Below are 15,100 nucleotides of genomic sequence, written 5' to 3' on the forward strand. Positions count from 1 at the left end.
CCGGATAGGCTGGCGGCATGCGAGTTCTTGCGGCCATGTCGGGCGGAGTCGATTCCGCCGTTGCCGCCGCGCGCGCCCATGACGCCGGGCACGACGTCACCGGGGTGCATCTGGCGCTGGCGCGTAACCCCCAGACCTACCGGACCGGCGCCCGGGGCTGCTGCACGCTGGAAGACTCCCGCGACGCCCGCCGTGCCGCCGACGTGATCGGCATCCCCTTCTACGTGTGGGACATGGCCGACCAGTTCCACGCGAACGTGGTCGACGACTTCGTGGCCGAGTACGCGGCCGGCCGCACGCCCAACCCGTGCCTCCGCTGCAACGAAAAGATCAAGTTCACGGCCGTGCTCGACCGGGCGGTGGCCCTGGGCTTCGACGCCGTGGTCACCGGGCACCACGCCCGCCTCGGCGCGGACGGCCTGCTGCGGCGCAGCGTCGACGACGGCAAGGACCAGTCGTACGTGCTGGCCGTGCTCACCCGCGAGCAGCTCGACCGGGCGGTGTTCCCGCTGGGCGACTCGACCAAGGCGCGGGTGCGGGAGGAGGCGGCGGCGCGCGGGCTGGCCGTCGCCGACAAGCCCGACTCGCACGACATCTGCTTCATCGCGGACGGCGACACCAAGGGCTTCCTCGAGCGCAAGCTGGGTGCGGCGCCGGGCGATGTCGTCGACGCACGCACCGGCGAGACCGTCGGCACCCACAACGGGGCGTACGCGTACACGGTCGGCCAGCGGAAGGGGCTGGATCTGCGGGTTCCGGCCGCCGACGGACGGCCGCGTTACGTGCTGTCGATCACCCCGAAGACGAACACCGTGACCGTCGGCCCGCGCGAGGCGCTCGCCGTCGACGTGGTGACCGGGTCGAAGGTGATCTGGCACGGCACGCCGACGCCGGTGGAGTGCGACGTGCAGCTGCGGGCGCACGGCGAGGTCGTGCCGGCGCTGGTGACCGTCGAGGGAGACGTCCTGACGGCCCGGCTGCGGGAGCCCGCGCGAGGCGTGGCGGCCGGCCAGGCGATCGTGGCGTACCGACGTGATCCGGCCGGCGACGTCGTGCTCGGTTCGGCCACGATCACGGCCGGTGTCCCGGCGGCCGACTTCCCGGCGGTGGCTCATGCCTGAGTTCGCCTGGCCGGTCGGCGCGGCCACCGGGATCGGGTCGCTGCCCGGCACCGACATCGCCGAGGCGCAGCGCATCGTTTTCGGCGAGCTGCCCGAGCTGCCGCACCTGCCCGAGCTGCCGGACCGCGGGCCCGGGGCCGACATGATCGGGCGCGCCGCCGGGTTTCTGGTCGAGCTGCCGGTGCAGCTCTACGCCGGCCGGTGGCAGATGGCCCCGCGGCCCGGCAAAGACCTGCGCCGCACGGCCGACCTGCTGGAACGCGACCTCGACCAGGCGACCGAGCAGGGCGAGGGGTTCGCCGGCACGTTCAAGCTCCAGTCGGCGGGACCGTGGACCCTGGCCGCCGGCATCGACCTGCAGATCGGCGGGCGGGTGCTGCGCGACCCGGGCGCCGTGCGCGACCTGACCGACTCGCTGGCCGAGGGCCTGCGCCGGCACGTCGACGAGGTGCGCAAGCGGCTGCCGCGCGCGACCATCCTGCTCCAGCTCGACGAGCCGTCGCTGCCCGTCGTGCTGGCCGGGCACGTGCCGACCGAGAGCGGGCTGGGGTCCTACCGGCCGGTCGACGTCGCGGACGCGGCGACGGCGATGCGCACCGTGGCGGAAGCGGTCGGGGTGCCGGTCGTCGCACATTGCTGTGCTCCGGACGTACCTCTGCAGGTCTTCAGGGATGCAGGGGCCGCCGCCGTCGCGCTCGACCTCTCGTTGCTCGAAGATCTTGATCCGCTGGGTGAGGCGATCGAGGCCGGCATCGGGCTCTTCGCCGGCGCCGCGCCCACCCGGCCCACCGGCGCCGCCGGCGCCGCCGTCACCGGGAAGCATGTGGCCGAGCGGATCACCAAGCTGTGGACCCGGCTCAGCTTCCCGCTGGCGCGGCTTCCGGAGCAGGTTGTCGTCACGCCGGCCTGCGGGCTGGCGGGCGCGAGCGAGCCGTACGCCCGCGCGGTGCTCGCCGCCTGTCACGAGGCCGGACGCCGCCTGGCCGAGGCCTGATCCACCCGCGCCGCGTCCCGAAAAATGTCGGGGGTGGGGGCTACGGTTTCTCCTAGCTGAAGCGAGACGGAGGTTCCGGTGGCCGACAAGGCGGATGTGCAGCGTGACGAGGGGTCCTCGGCCGAGGAGCTCGCCTCCGGGCGGCCGACGCCCGAGCAGGAGGCCGCCGCCGGCAAGGACCCGACGTCCGAGGTGAGCGCCCGGCACGCCGAGCTGGCCGACGAGCTGCGTGGTCATCAATATCGCTACTACGTGCTCGACTCGCCGACCATCTCCGACGCCGAGTTCGACAAGAAGCTGCGCGAGCTCGAGGCGCTCGAGGCGGAATACCCGGCCCTGCGCACGCCCGATTCCCCGACGCAGAACGTGGGCGGCACGTTCTCCACCACGTTCACCCCGGTGCAGCACGCCGAGCGCATGCTCTCGCTCGACAACGTCTTCGACGAGGACGAGCTGGGCGCGTGGGCCGAGCGCACGGTGCGCGACGCGGGTGGCCCGGTGGAGTTCATCTGCGAGCTCAAGGTCGACGGACTCGCGATCAATTTGACGTACGAGAAGGGTCGTCTCGTCCGCGGAGCGACCCGGGGCGACGGCCGCACCGGCGAGGACGTCACGCCCAACGTCCGCACGATCCGCGAGATCCCGGAGCGCCTGGCCGGCGACGACCCGCCCGACCTGCTCGAGGTGCGCGGCGAGATCTACTTCCCGGTCTCGGCCTTCGCCGACCTCAACGCGTCGCTGGTCGAGCAGGGCAAGGCGCCGTTCGCCAACCCGCGTAACGCCGCCGCCGGCAGCCTGCGCCAGAAAGACCCGCGCATCACGGCGTCGCGCGGCCTGCGCATGGTGGTGCACGGCATCGGGGCCCGGGTCGGGTTCACGCCGACGTCGCAGTCTCATGCGTACGAAGCGTTGAAGGCCTGGGGTCTGCCGACGAGCGAGCGGTGGAAACTGGTCGACGGCCTGGCCGGCGTCCATGAGTACATCGCGTATTACGGCGAGCACCGGCACGACGTCGAGCACGAGATCGACGGCGTCGTGGTCAAGTGCGACTCGGTGTCGATCCAGGGCCGGCTCGGCACGACCAGCCGGGCGCCGCGCTGGGCCATCGCGTACAAATATCCGCCCGAAGAGGTCACCACCAAGCTGCTCGACATCGCGGTCAACGTCGGCCGCACGGGCCGGGTGACCCCGTTCGCGATCCTCGAGCCGGTCAAGGTGGCGGGCTCGACGGTGGCCCAGGCGACGCTGCACAATGCGCGCGAGGTCGAGCGCAAGGGCGTGCTGATCGGCGACACGATCGTGTTGCGCAAGGCCGGCGACGTGATCCCCGAGGTGCTCGGCCCGGTGATCGACCTGCGGCCCGACGACGCCCGCGCGTTCGTGATGCCGACCGACTGTCCCGCCTGCGGCACGCATCTGGCCCCGGCCAAAGAGAGCGACATCGACATCCGCTGCCCCAACACCCGCTCCTGCCCGGCGCAGTTGCGCGAGCGGGTGTTCCACCTCGCCGGGCGCGGCGCGTTCGACATCGAGGTGCTGGGCTACAAGGCGGGCCAGGCGCTGCTCGACTCCGGCGTGATCGGCGACGAGGGCGATCTGTTCGCGCTCACCGCCGACCAGTTGCGCGAGTCCCCGTTCTTCGTCAACCAGGACGGCAGCCTCGGCAGCAACGCGGTGCGCCTGCTCGACAACCTGGAAAAGGTCAAGGAGCAGCCCCTCTGGCGCGTGCTCGTGGCCCTGTCGATCCGGCACGTGGGCCCGACCGCCGCCCAGGCGCTGGCCCGCGAGTTCGGCTCGATGGAGGCGATCGAGCGGGTGATCGCCACGCCGCCGCCCGTCCCCGAGCCGGTGGACGAGTCGTCGGAAGAGCCCGCCAAGCGCAAGCCCAAGGCCGAGCCCGACGTCCTGTCCGCGGTCGAGGGCGTGGGCCCGACGATCGCCGAGAGCCTCCGCGAGTGGTTCACCGTCGACTGGCATCGCGAGATCGTCCGCAAGTGGCGAGAGGCCGGCGTCCGCATGGCCGACGAGCGCGTCGACGAGGGCCCGCGCCCGCTCGAGGGCATGACGTTCGTCGTCACCGGCACCCTGGCCAGCTATTCGCGAGACCAGGCCACCGAGGCCGTCACGTCCCGCGGTGGCAAGGTGAGCGGTTCGGTCTCGAAGAAGACGGCCTTCGTGGTGGTGGGCGACAACCCCGGCAGCAAATACGACAAGGCTTTGTCGCTGAAGGTCCCGGTCCTCGATGACGCGGGGTTTGGCGTGCTCTTGTCGGAGGGCCCCGACGCGGCGCGGGCGGTGGCCGAGGTTGCGCCGGAGGTCCCGGCCGAGAGCTGAGGGCCGCCTGGCCGGGGTCCGCGCCTGGCCGGGGTTGGTGCCTGGCCGGGGTTGGTGCCGCCTGGCCGGGGTCCGTGCCGCCTGGCCGGAGTCCGTGCCGCCTGGCCGGAGTCCGCGTCGCGTGGCTGGGCGGAGGCGTGCGGCCTTTGCGGGGTGCCGCCCGGCTTGAGTGGGGCTTGGCCTTTGGGTGCTGGTTGGCCTTCCGCGGCGGCTTTGTGTGCGGCTGCTGGGCGGTGCTGCCTGCGGAGCTCGCTGTGGCCCTACCACCCGGCCGCGGGGCTTGCCGCGGCCCTGTCGTCCGGCTGCGGAGCGTGCTGCGGCCTTCTCGCGCGGCTGCGGGACGTGCTGCGGTCTTCTCGTGCGGCGCCGTGTCGTCCGGGGGCCTTCACCCGCGCCGCGTGTGGGGGGTCCGCGGCGGCGTCAACCAACCCGCAGCCGTGCGTGGTGGTCCGCGCCGGCGTCGTCCAACCCGTGGCTGCGCGTGGTGGTCTGCGGCGGCGTCAGGTTGGCCTCTGCGCTGGTGAGGGGCGGTGGGTCACCCGTTCGGGGTAATTTGTGAACATTGAGCGTTTGAGGGCTTATGCCGATTTGATAACGCCGAAGCGGTTTAGCGGCCAACGGACAATGCGGATCTATGGTGAAAACCATTGGAAGATCCCCACTGTGGAGGTCGCATGGACGTCGCACGTCCGCGCAACAGCGCGCTTGGTGACGGCGTGGCCGAGAGCGAACCCTCCGCGGCTCGGAGCGGTGGGCGGGAGTGGCGGGTCTCGGCCGAGCGGCGGCGGGCGCTGGCGATCACGGCGGGGATTGCGGTCGGGGTCGACGCGGTGTTGTGGGTGTTCGGGCGGGACCTCTTCGGAGGGCTGCCGGGGGCCTACTGGCTGATGGCGGTGCTCGCCGTGGTGGTCGATGCGCGGCCCTACGTCCTGGCCGGTCGGCGGGCCAGTTCGGTCATTCTTCCGTCCATCTGCTTCACCTTTGCGATCGCGCTGGCCTGGGGGATCGAGGCGGCGCTGGCCGTGCAGGTGGTGGCGGTGACCGTGGCCGGCATGCGGATGCGGCTGGCCGTGCGGCGGACGCTTCATCTTGCGCTGCAGCATGCGGTGGCTCTGGGGGCCGCGGCCGGCGTCGCGGCGCTGGTGTCGCTGCGGATCGGGCCCGAGCCGGACTGGGACGACGCGCTGCTGACCGTCGCGGCGGCGGTGGCCTGGATTTTGGCTCGGTACGGGATCGCGGCCCTGGTGGCCCGGGTCAACTCGCACCGGCGGCGGATGCGAGGGCGGCGGCACGGGGTGGAGGTGCTGGCCACCGCGGCGCTTCTGCTGCTCGGGCCGGTGGTGCTGGCGACCGCGCAGGTCGGGCTGGCGTTCGTGCCGCTGGTGCTGCTCGCGCTGCACGCGGTGCATCGGATGGTGCGGTCGGCGGGCGAGTCCGAGCGGGCCGCTCGGGTGGACGCGCTCACGGGGCTGCCGAACCGGCGGGCGCTTCAGGCCTCGGTGAACGACGCCCGGGGGTGGGGAAGCGCAGGCGACCGGCGGGGGCGGGGGGAACGGAACGGGATGCAGCGCGCGCTTCTGCTTCTCGACCTCGATCGGTTCCGGACGGTCAACGACGCGCTCGGGCATCGGGTGGGTGACCGGCTGCTGGTGGAGGTGGCGCGGCGGCTGGCCGAGGTCGTGCCGGAGCACGATCTGGTGGTTCGGCTCGGCGGGGACGAGTTCGCGGTGCTCGCCAACCGGGTCGACGGGGTGCCGGAGGCCCGGCGGATCGCGTCGCATCTGGCCGAGGCGCTCAACCGGCCGTTCGCGCTGGACGGGCTGCCCGTGGACGTCAGCGCCTCGATCGGGATCGCGCTGCAGGGGTCGCCGGGCGACGACTGCGCGGTTCTGCTGCGGGAGGCCGAGGCCGCCATGTACGACGCGAAGCAGCGCGGGGACCAGATCTCGGTCTACGGGCCGGACGCGGCCCATCACTCGCCCGATCGGCTGACGCTGCTCGCGGACCTGCGGCGGGCGTTGCGGGAGGGCGCGCCCGACGACGGGATCATGCTCTTCTACCAGCCGCAGATCGCCATTGCGACCGGCGAGGTGGTGGGGGTGGAGGCGCTGCTGCGGTGGCAGCATCCGGAGCGGGGGCTGGTCGGGCCGGAGGAGCTGATCCGGGTCGCCGAGCCGACGCCGGTGATGCGGCTGCTGACCCAGCGGGTGCTGCACGACGTGGTGCGCCAGCTGGCGATCTGGCGCGAGGCGGGACGGCCCCTGCGGGCCGCGGTCAACGTGAGCGCGCGCGATCTGCATGCGGGTGGCATCGCCGACCGGGTGGAGGAACTGCTTCTCCAGTACGCCGTTCCGGCCGACCTTCTGCAGCTGGAAATCACCGAGAGCGCGCTCATGGCCGACCCGCACCGGGTGCTCAACACGATCACCCGGCTGGACCGGATGGGCGTCGCGATCTCGCTCGACGACTTCGGCACCGGGTATTCGTCGCTCCAGCACCTGCGCCGGCTGCCGCTGGCCGAAGTGAAGATCGACCGTTCGTTCGTCCTGGACATGGCCACCGACCGGGGCGACGCCGCGATCGTCCGCTCGGTGATCGACCTGGCCGAGGCCCTGGGCCTGCGCGCGGTGGCCGAGGGCGTCGAGGACGAGCGCACGTGGCGCCTGCTGGCCGAGGCCGGCTGCCACGCGGCCCAGGGCTGGTTCCACGCGCGGCCGATGCCCCCCGACGAGCTGAACAACTGGCTCGCGAAGTACCGCCCGATCCGCCCGGGCCGCACCCCCGTCGCGTTGCCGGGCCCGCCCACCTGAAGCCGGCCGCACCTTTCGTTCGCGCTTTCGGGCCGGCCCCACGCGGGGCGTCGACGCTACCGGCGGGGCCGTTTCGGGCCGCGCTCGGCAATCGATATAGTTGGATATACGGGGCTTGGCATTACACCCCACCTGCGCAAACGTGGTTGCTCGGGCAGGTCCCGCCTGCGGTTGGCGACAATCGCGGGGTGCCTTGGGCGTGACCACTCACGCAGGTCGCCCGGGTGGGTCGAGCGTTTTGGGCGCGTCAGCGCCCTGCTCGGCCCGCCCGGGTCCCGGCGGGAGCGACGGTCCGCACACACCGCCCACGCACGACATGATGAATTTGATCTTTATGTGACGGGTGACGTTCGTGGTCCCGGCGGAAAACCTGTCGGGGGGTCGAAATAGACTCCTCCCGTCAGCGTCGGACCAGAGAAAGAAGAGAATCATGGCCATCTCCCGCGAAGAGGTCGCGCATCTCGCGCGCCTGTCGCGGCTCGCCGTGACCGAGCAGGAACTGGATCAGTTCGCGGGGCAGCTCGACGTGATCCTGCAGTCGGTGGCGCGGGTCGGCGAGGTGGCCGCGGACGACATTCCGCCCACCTCACACTCCGTGCCGCTGACCAATGTCTATCGCGACGACGTGCCGCAGCCGTGTCTCACGCAGGAAGAGGCGCTGTCCGGCGCGCCCGATGCGTTCGAGGGCCGGTTCCGGGTGCCGCGGATCCTGGACGAGGAGGCCTGAGATGACCGATCTGATCCGGATGTCGGCGGCCGAGCTGGCCAGCAAGATCAAGAGCAAGGAGGTCTCGGCCGTCGAGGTGGCGCAGGCTCATCTCGATCGCATCGAGGCCGTCGACGCGCGCGTTCACGCGTTTCTCCATGTCGACCGCGAAGGTGCGCTGCAGGCCGCCGAAAAGGTCGACAAGGGCGAGGTCAGCGGGCCGCTCGCGGGCGTGCCGGTCGCGGTCAAGGACGTGATCGCGACCAAGGGCGTGCCCACCACCGCGGCGTCGAAGATCCTCGAGGGGTGGCGTCCGCCCTACAGCGCCACCATCGTCGAGCGGCTTCAGGCGGCCGGCACGGTGATGCTCGGCAAGACCAACATGGACGAGTTCGCGATGGGCTCCTCCACCGAATACAGCGCGTATGGGCCGACCCACAACCCGTGGGACCTCGGGCGCATCCCGGGCGGCTCGGGTGGCGGGTCGGCGGCTTCGATCGCGGCCTACGAGGCGCCGCTGGCGATCGGCACCGACACCGGCGGCTCGATCCGGCAGCCGGGCGCGGTGACCGGCACCGTCGGGGCCAAGCCGACCTATGGCGGCACGTCGCGATACGGGCTGATCGCCTTCTCGTCGTCGCTCGACACGCCGGGTCCGTGCGCGCGCACGGTTGAGGACGCGGCACTGTTGCACTCGGTGATCGCCGGGCACGACCCGCGCGACTCGACCTCGATCCCGCAGGCGGTGCCCGACGTGGTCGGCGCGGCCCGCCTCGGCGCGAGCGGCGACCTGACCGGCGTCAAGCTCGGCCTGGTCAAGGAGTTCGCGGGCGACGGCTCCGAGCCGGGCGTCGTGGCCGCCTTCCGCGAGTCGCTGGAGGCGCTGGTCAAGCTGGGCGCCGAGGTCGTCGAGGTCTCCTGCCCGCACTTCGAGTACGCGTTGCCCGCCTACTACCTGATCGCCCCGAGCGAGTGCTCGTCGAACCTGGCCCGCTTCGACGGCGTGCGCTACGGCCTGCGGGTCGGCGACGACGGCAACCGGTCGCTCGAGGAGGTCATGTCGCTGACCCGGGACGCCGGCTTCGGGCCCGAGGTCAAGCGGCGGATCATCCTGGGGACGTACGCGTTGTCCAGCGGCTACTACGACGCGTACTACGGGCAGGCGCAGAAGGTCCGCACGCTGATCACGCGGGACTTCCAGCAGGCGTTCGAGCGGGTCGACGTGCTGGTCTCGCCGACCACGCCGTTCGTGGCGTTCCCGTTCGGGTCGCGCACCTCGGACCCCTACCAGATGTATCTGGCCGACCTGTTCACGATCCCGACGAACCTGTACGGCGGACCGGCGATCTCGGTGCCGTGCGGGCTCTCCGAGGGGCTGCCGGTCGGCTTCCAGGTGATGGCGCCGACGATGGCCGACGACCGGATGTACCGGGTGGCGGCGGCGCTCGAGTCCGCCGTCGGGACCTTCACCCCGCCGCAACTCTGACGGTCAGGATCGGGGCGTCGTTTTCGAGTCCAGCCACGAGTTGATCATCTTGGTGAAGTCCTTGCCGGTCTGCTTGTTGACGAACGCGATGAACGACGCCCGGTCCTGCTGGCTGCCCTTCTGCGTCTGCACCCACGCGGTGGCCAGCGCGAAGAACCGCGTGTCGCCGAGCGCGTCGTTCAGCTGCTTGAGCATCGCGGCCGGGCAGATGTAGACGTTGCTCTCGGCGAAGTTGGCCGCCCGGGGATGACCGGGCGGTCCCAGCTTCGCCCGCAGCTCGGCGTCGGACTTGCGCAGATAGTCCTCCAGCTCGGTGTCACTGAAGTGGTAGAGCTCCTGCTCCCAGAGGTACTGCACGTAGGTCGCCCAGCCCTCGTTGAGCCACAGGTCCTGCCAGCTCGAGGTGGTCACCGCGTCGCCGAACCACTGGTGCGCGTACTCATGGAGCAGATCCTCCTCGAAGCCGGCCGCGTCCAGCTTCTTGATCCGGCCGCCCATCGTGACCATCTGCTGGGTCTCCATGCCGGACTCGGAGTCGACCACCACGATGCCGCCGGTGGCGAACGGGTACGGCCCCAACCGCTTCTCCAGGAACGTCAGGAACTGCGGGGACTTCCGCAGCGAGGGCAGCAGCTTGTCGTCGGCGCCGGGGCGGTACCAGTACGTCAGCGGCGTGCCGCTCGGGCCCTTGGCGCTGATCTTCCGGTACTTCCCGACGGCCAGGGTCTGCAGGTACGACGCCATCGGGACGTCGCTGCGGTAGGTGAACGTGGTGCCCGTTGTTTCGCCAGGCGTGCCGGCGGCGATCGCCGAGTAGCCCGCCGGCACGGTCACCTTCACGTCGTAGAGGGCCTTGTCCGAGGGCTGATCGTTGGCCGGGTACCAGGTGAAGGCCCCGTACGGCTCCTGCATGGTCCAGAGATCGCCGTCTTTGGTGACCGTCAGGCCCAGGGGCTCGGCGTCGCCGCGATGCGAGGGCATCGGGGTGGTGCTGGGGATTCCGTGGTACGCCACCTCGAGCGTCACCGGCTTGTCCTTGGTGACCGCGATGGGTACCTGCAGCCGCTCGGCTTTGACTGTCGCGCCGGCCACCGGCTGCTCGTCGACGGTGACCTTGTCCAGCGTGTACGGCTTGAAGTCGAGCTCGATGCTCGCGGCGTCGGCGGTCGGGCGGATCTGGATGGTCGCCGTGCCGGTGAACGTCTTGGTGTCCCAGCCGAGGTCGAGGCCGTAGTGCAGGACGTCGAGGCCGGGGTTGCCGTGCTGGGGGTAGACGGGGTCCTTGACCGGGGTCGATCTGCCCTCGCTGGTTGTCGCGCCTTTTGTTGCGGGTGCGCTCTGGGCGACGCTCGGCGTTGGGGCTGCGGCCGGTTTGTTGTCACAGCCCGCGACGACGAGGGCCGCGACCAGGAAGAGGGTGCGGTGCATGGGCGGGACCTTAGTCAAATGATCACTCCCGGTGGGGGCAGCGCGAGGTCGGCGGAAATTCCGTCGGTGGGGCCCATTAGGCTTGAGCCCGAATCACCGGATCCAGTCTGGGAGCTCACCGCAATGACCACCACTGCCCTGCCGACGTACGAGGACGCTCTCGCGCGCTACGAGCCGGTCATCGGCCTGGAGACCCACGTCGAGCTGGGCACGCAGACCAAGATGTTCTGCGGCTGCCGCACCGAGTTCGGCGCCGAGCCCAACACCCAGGTCTGCCCGGTGTGCCTCGGTCTGCCCGGCGCGCTCCCGGTGGCCAACCGCGCCGGCATCGAGGCGACGATCCGCATCGGCCTCGCGCTGAACTGCGAGATCGCCTCGTGGTGCCGCATGGCGCGGAAGAACTACTTCTACCCCGACATGCCGAAGAACTTCCAGACTTCGCAGTACGACGAGCCGCTGTGCACGGACGGCTACGTCGACGTGGAGATCGACGGCAAGCAGTACCGCATCGGCATCGAGCGGGTGCACCTCGAGGAAGACACCGGCAAGACGCTGCACGTGGGCGGCGCGACCGGCCGCATCCAGGGCGCGACCGAGTCGCTCGTCGACTACAACCGGGCCGGCATTCCGCTCGTCGAGATCGTGACCAAGCCGGTGCCCGGCCTCGGTGACCGCGCCCCCGAGGTGGCCCGCGCCTACGTGAGCGAGCTGCGCGACATCATCCGCTCGCTCGGCGTCTCCGACGTGCGCATGGAGCAGGGTTCGCTGCGCTGCGACGTCAACACCTCGCTCAACAAGCCCGGCGCCGAGTGGGGCACCCGCACCGAGACGAAGAACGTGAACTCGCTGCGCTCGGTCGAGCGCGCGGTCCGTTCCGAGATCATCCGGCAGGCCGGCGTGCTCGACGAGGGCGGCCGCATCATCCAGGAGACCCGCCACTTCCACGAGGACCGCGGCGACACCAGCCCCGGCCGGTCCAAGGAGGAGGCGACCGACTACCGCTACTTCCCCGAGCCCGACCTGGTGCCGATCGCGCCCGACCCGGAGTGGGTGGCGGCGCTGAAGGCGGCCCTGCCCGAGAAGCCGAGCGTGAAGCGGGCCCGGCTGCGCGAGGAGTGGGGGATCAGCGAGACCGACATGCAGTCCGTGGCCAACGCGGGCGCGGTCGAGCTGATCGAGGAGACGATCGCGGCCGGTGCGTCGGCGGCCGGCGCCCGCAAGTGGTGGATGGGCGAGCTGGCCCGTCGCGCCAACGAGACGGGCGTCGAGATCGGCGCCGTGGGCGCGACGCCGGCCCAGGTGGCGGCCCTGCAGAAGCTGGTCGACGACGGCAAGCTCAACGACAAGCTGGCCCGCTCGGTGCTCGAGGGCGTCGTGGCCGGCGAGGGCGAGCCGGCCGAGGTCATGGCGGCTCGCGGGCTCGAGGTGGTCAACGACGAGGGCGCGCTGACGGCGGCCGTCGACGAGGCCATCGCGGCCAACCCGGAGATCGCCGCAAAGATCCGCGACGGCAAGGTGGCAGCGGCGGGCGCACTGGTCGGCGCGGTCATGAAGACGACGCGGGGGCAGGCGGACGCCAAGACCGTGCGCGACCTGATTTTGGCGCGCTTGTCGTAGGGGCCGCTTGGCCTTGGGCCTTGAGCCTTGGGCCTTGGCCTTGGTGCGCTTGGCCGGCCTTGGGCCGCTCGGCCGGTTTGAGTCGCCTCGGCTCGCTCGTCCGGCGTTCGGGCGCTTGGCCGGCCTTGGTCGCTGGGCCTTGAGTTGCTGGGCCTTGGGTCGCTGGGCCTTGGGTCGCTCGGCCTTGGGTCGCTCGGTCGGCGTTGTCAGCCTCGGGCCAGCTTTGCTATGCGGGCCCAGGCGGGTGAGTCGCTGATCGACGCGGCGGCCAGGCGGGAGATCGTCGGGTCGGGCGGCGGGGGCGACTCCGGGGCATGCGCGAGGTACCAGGTGCGGGTCCGGGCGGCCAGGGACGGCAGACGCGGGTCGTCGGGCGACCAGTCGAAGGCGGCGTCGTAGTCGCGGTAGAGCGCCTGAAACTCCGGGTCCTCGATCGCCGCGAGCTTGTCGGCGACCCAATCGGCGGCCTGGTCGGGGGAGACCGCCTGGAGCAGGACCCAGACCTCGCGCTCGAGATGGACGGTGCGGTCGCTGATACCGAGGGCGCGCAGCCGGTCCAGATAGTCGGCCACCGGCGCGGAGACGAAGAGGCGCTCGCCGGCCCGGAGCTCGGCCATCCGGCGCCGGGTGCGGCGGATCTCTTCGGCCCGTTTCCGCAGGTTGTCGTCGATCTCGGCGATGGCGGCCGCGAACTCCCCGGCCGGCGCGGCGAGCAGCTCCTTGATGCGGGCCAACGGCACCCCGGCGTCGGCCAGCGTCTTGATTTTGACGAGCTGGATCGCGTGGCCGGCGTCGTAGCGGCGGTAGCCGGACGAGTCACGCTCGGGCTCGGGAAGCAGACCGCGCTCGTGGTAGACGCGGACGGCCTTGATCGTGACGCCGGCGTACTCGGCGAGCCGGCCGATCGTGATCAGCCGCCTCGCCTCGTCGCTCATGTTCTCCATGGTGTCACCGTCGTGCGTTCGGGGCGGGGCGCCACCCGCCGCCTGTGGATGACGCGCTGAAAGTGTCGGTGGTGGGTGGTTGAATTCGGCCCGCCCACAGAGGGTGGGCCGGGCGCTGGTGGGCTGTTGGGCGGGCTCCCGGGTCGAGCGGCCGCCTGTGGAAGACGCGCTGAAAGTGTCGGTCGTGGGTGGTTGAATTCGGCCCACCCGCAGAGGGTGGGCCGTGGGCCGAGAGTTGTGGGCCGCTCACGGGAGCACCCGGCGGATCACGTGGCCGCGTCGGTGCAGCGCCGCGTCATCCGGCCGCCCGCGCAGCGATGGGTCGGGCGCCCGTCCTCATCACCCACGTACGAGATCAGGAACTGGCGAGCGTGCCCGTCGAGGGTCTCGAGCGGAAGCCCCGCGGGGGCGAACAGATCCTTGCCCACCGGGATCCATTTCATCGGCGGCGCCGGGAACGCGCCCCCGGCGAACTTCGTGAAGATGCTCTCCTGGGCGCGAGAGGCCGGCTCGTACGTCATCGTCTCCTCGAGCATGCCGTCGACCACCCGAACGTCCACGCGCAGCTGGTGGGAGCGGTATGTGCCGGCGTACCGGGCGAGGTCGGCCTCCACCGGGGCGATCGGCGGGAACGTGACCGGCACGTGCTCGCGGATCAGCGACAGCAGCAGCCCGTCGTGCAGGGCCAGCGCCTGCGGTGCGTTGCCGAAGGCGGCGAAGACCAGGTCGAGGGACGGCACCACGGCCAGGACCGCGACGCCGCCGGGGGAGGCGCCCGACATCGACAGGACCGTGACGTCGCCGAACGGGACCAGCAGCAGGCCCAGGCCGACCGGGGGGACGTTCGGCACGCCCATGTCGTGGCTGACCGTGTGCATCGCGGCCACCGACGACTCCGACAGCACGCGGGCGCCGGTGGGGGCCACGCCGCCGTTCAGGTGGATGCGGCCCAGGGCGATCAGGTCGGCGATCGGGCCGAGCGGGGTGGCGCCGGCCGGGCCCCACGTCTCGGGGAGCCGGAACATCGACGTCGGGCGCGGGCGGCCGGTTGCGGGGTCGGGGAAGTGGCCGATCGCGGCGCCGGCGACGGCCGAGGTCGACGAGCCGGACATGCCGGCCGGGGTGTAGACGTCGCGCTTCAGCAGCTCGGGGTACGGGAGGCCGGTCACGACCTCCAGCAGCCGGCCGGCGACGATCATGCCGCCGTTCGAGTAGCTCACGTACTCGCCGGGCTCGAAGAGCGTGCCGCACGCGCGCAGGCCGTCGAGGTAGATCTTCAGGGCGTCGCGGCCGGCGGCGTCGGGGAAGAACAGGTCGGCGTCGATGCCGCTGTCGTGGCTGAGCAGGTGCCGGACCAGGATCTTGGAGGCCGCGCCGGGGACCGCGAGCTCGAACTCCGGCAGGTAGCGGACGACCGGGGCGTCGAGGTCGAGCACGCCCCGCTCGACCTGCTGGAGCACCAGCGTGGTGGTCATGACCTTGGTGATCGAGCCGAACAGGAAGGGGGTGTCGGGGCGCATCGGCTCGCCGGTGGTGACGTCGGCGACGCCGTGGGTCCGGATCTCGAGCTCGCCGGCCCGGTAGATGCCGACCACGTAGCCGGGAACGCCGTTTGATGAGCAGAAGGCTTTGATGTCCATGCCGACATCGTCAAACCCTG

General features: G+C 71.4%; 10 protein-coding genes. 7 read left to right on the forward strand and 3 right to left on the reverse strand.

Annotation, left to right across the window (positions count from 1 at the left end):
* Positions 1–17: 17 nt before the first annotated feature.
* The 6 genes from mnmA to gatA all read left to right on the forward strand — a co-directional run bounded on the left by mnmA (position 18) and on the right by gatA (position 9,451).
* Positions 18–1,121 (forward strand): tRNA 2-thiouridine(34) synthase MnmA, encoded by a 1,104-nt coding sequence (mnmA, locus tag ACZ6TB_RS39865; RefSeq protein ID WP_465564078.1) that lies wholly within the window; start codon positions 18–20, stop codon positions 1,119–1,121.
* Positions 1,114–2,115 (forward strand): uroporphyrinogen decarboxylase/cobalamine-independent methonine synthase family protein, encoded by a 1,002-nt coding sequence (locus ACZ6TB_RS39870; RefSeq protein ID WP_465564080.1) that lies wholly within the window; start codon positions 1,114–1,116, stop codon positions 2,113–2,115. Before mnmA ends, ACZ6TB_RS39870 begins: the two co-directional genes overlap by 8 nt.
* A gap of 96 nt (positions 2,116–2,211) precedes the next feature.
* Positions 2,212–4,449, forward strand: coding sequence for an NAD-dependent DNA ligase LigA (gene ligA / locus ACZ6TB_RS39875; protein ID WP_465564306.1), 2,238 nt, complete (start codon positions 2,212–2,214; stop codon positions 4,447–4,449).
* A gap of 674 nt (positions 4,450–5,123) precedes the next feature.
* A complete protein-coding gene (locus ACZ6TB_RS39880) occupies positions 5,124–7,259 on the forward strand; it encodes a putative bifunctional diguanylate cyclase/phosphodiesterase (RefSeq protein ID WP_465564083.1) in 2,136 nt (711 codons plus the stop codon).
* A gap of 427 nt (positions 7,260–7,686) precedes the next feature.
* The gene (gene gatC / locus ACZ6TB_RS39885; protein ID WP_465564308.1) at positions 7,687–7,986 is read left to right on the forward strand and encodes an Asp-tRNA(Asn)/Glu-tRNA(Gln) amidotransferase subunit GatC; all 300 of its coding nucleotides are present in this window, start codon (positions 7,687–7,689) and stop codon (positions 7,984–7,986) included.
* 1 nt (position 7,987) lies between these two features.
* Complete coding sequence (gatA, locus tag ACZ6TB_RS39890; RefSeq protein ID WP_465564086.1) at positions 7,988–9,451, forward strand: Asp-tRNA(Asn)/Glu-tRNA(Gln) amidotransferase subunit GatA; 1,464 nt, start codon at positions 7,988–7,990, stop codon at positions 9,449–9,451.
* 3 nt (positions 9,452–9,454) lie between these two features.
* On the opposite strand, the gene ACZ6TB_RS39895 is transcribed toward gatA, so the two are convergent.
* Positions 9,455–10,879 carry a M1 family metallopeptidase gene (locus ACZ6TB_RS39895; protein ID WP_465564089.1) on the reverse strand — a complete coding sequence of 475 codons (1,425 nt, stop codon included), beginning with the start codon at positions 10,877–10,879 and terminating at the stop codon, positions 9,455–9,457.
* Between the two features lie 123 nt (positions 10,880–11,002).
* Between ACZ6TB_RS39895 and gatB the strand changes: the two genes are divergently transcribed.
* Complete coding sequence (gene gatB, locus ACZ6TB_RS39900; RefSeq protein ID WP_465564092.1) at positions 11,003–12,496, forward strand: Asp-tRNA(Asn)/Glu-tRNA(Gln) amidotransferase subunit GatB; 1,494 nt, start codon at positions 11,003–11,005, stop codon at positions 12,494–12,496.
* Positions 12,497–12,702: 206 nt separating this feature from the next.
* Here gatB and ACZ6TB_RS39905 read toward each other — a convergent pair whose 3' ends face one another.
* Together ACZ6TB_RS39905 and ACZ6TB_RS39910 are read right to left on the reverse strand one after the other, a co-directional pair.
* On the reverse strand, positions 12,703–13,440 hold the full coding sequence (locus ACZ6TB_RS39905; RefSeq protein ID WP_465564095.1) for a MerR family transcriptional regulator: 738 nt from the start codon (positions 13,438–13,440) through the stop codon (positions 12,703–12,705).
* A 266-nt stretch (positions 13,441–13,706) separates the two neighbouring features.
* The gene (locus ACZ6TB_RS39910) at positions 13,707–15,080 is read right to left on the reverse strand and encodes a serine hydrolase domain-containing protein (protein WP_465564097.1); all 1,374 of its coding nucleotides are present in this window, start codon (positions 15,078–15,080) and stop codon (positions 13,707–13,709) included.
* Positions 15,081–15,100: the final 20 nt, after the last annotated feature.

It is taken from the genome of Actinoplanes sp. NPDC051537 (genome assembly GCF_055586105.1).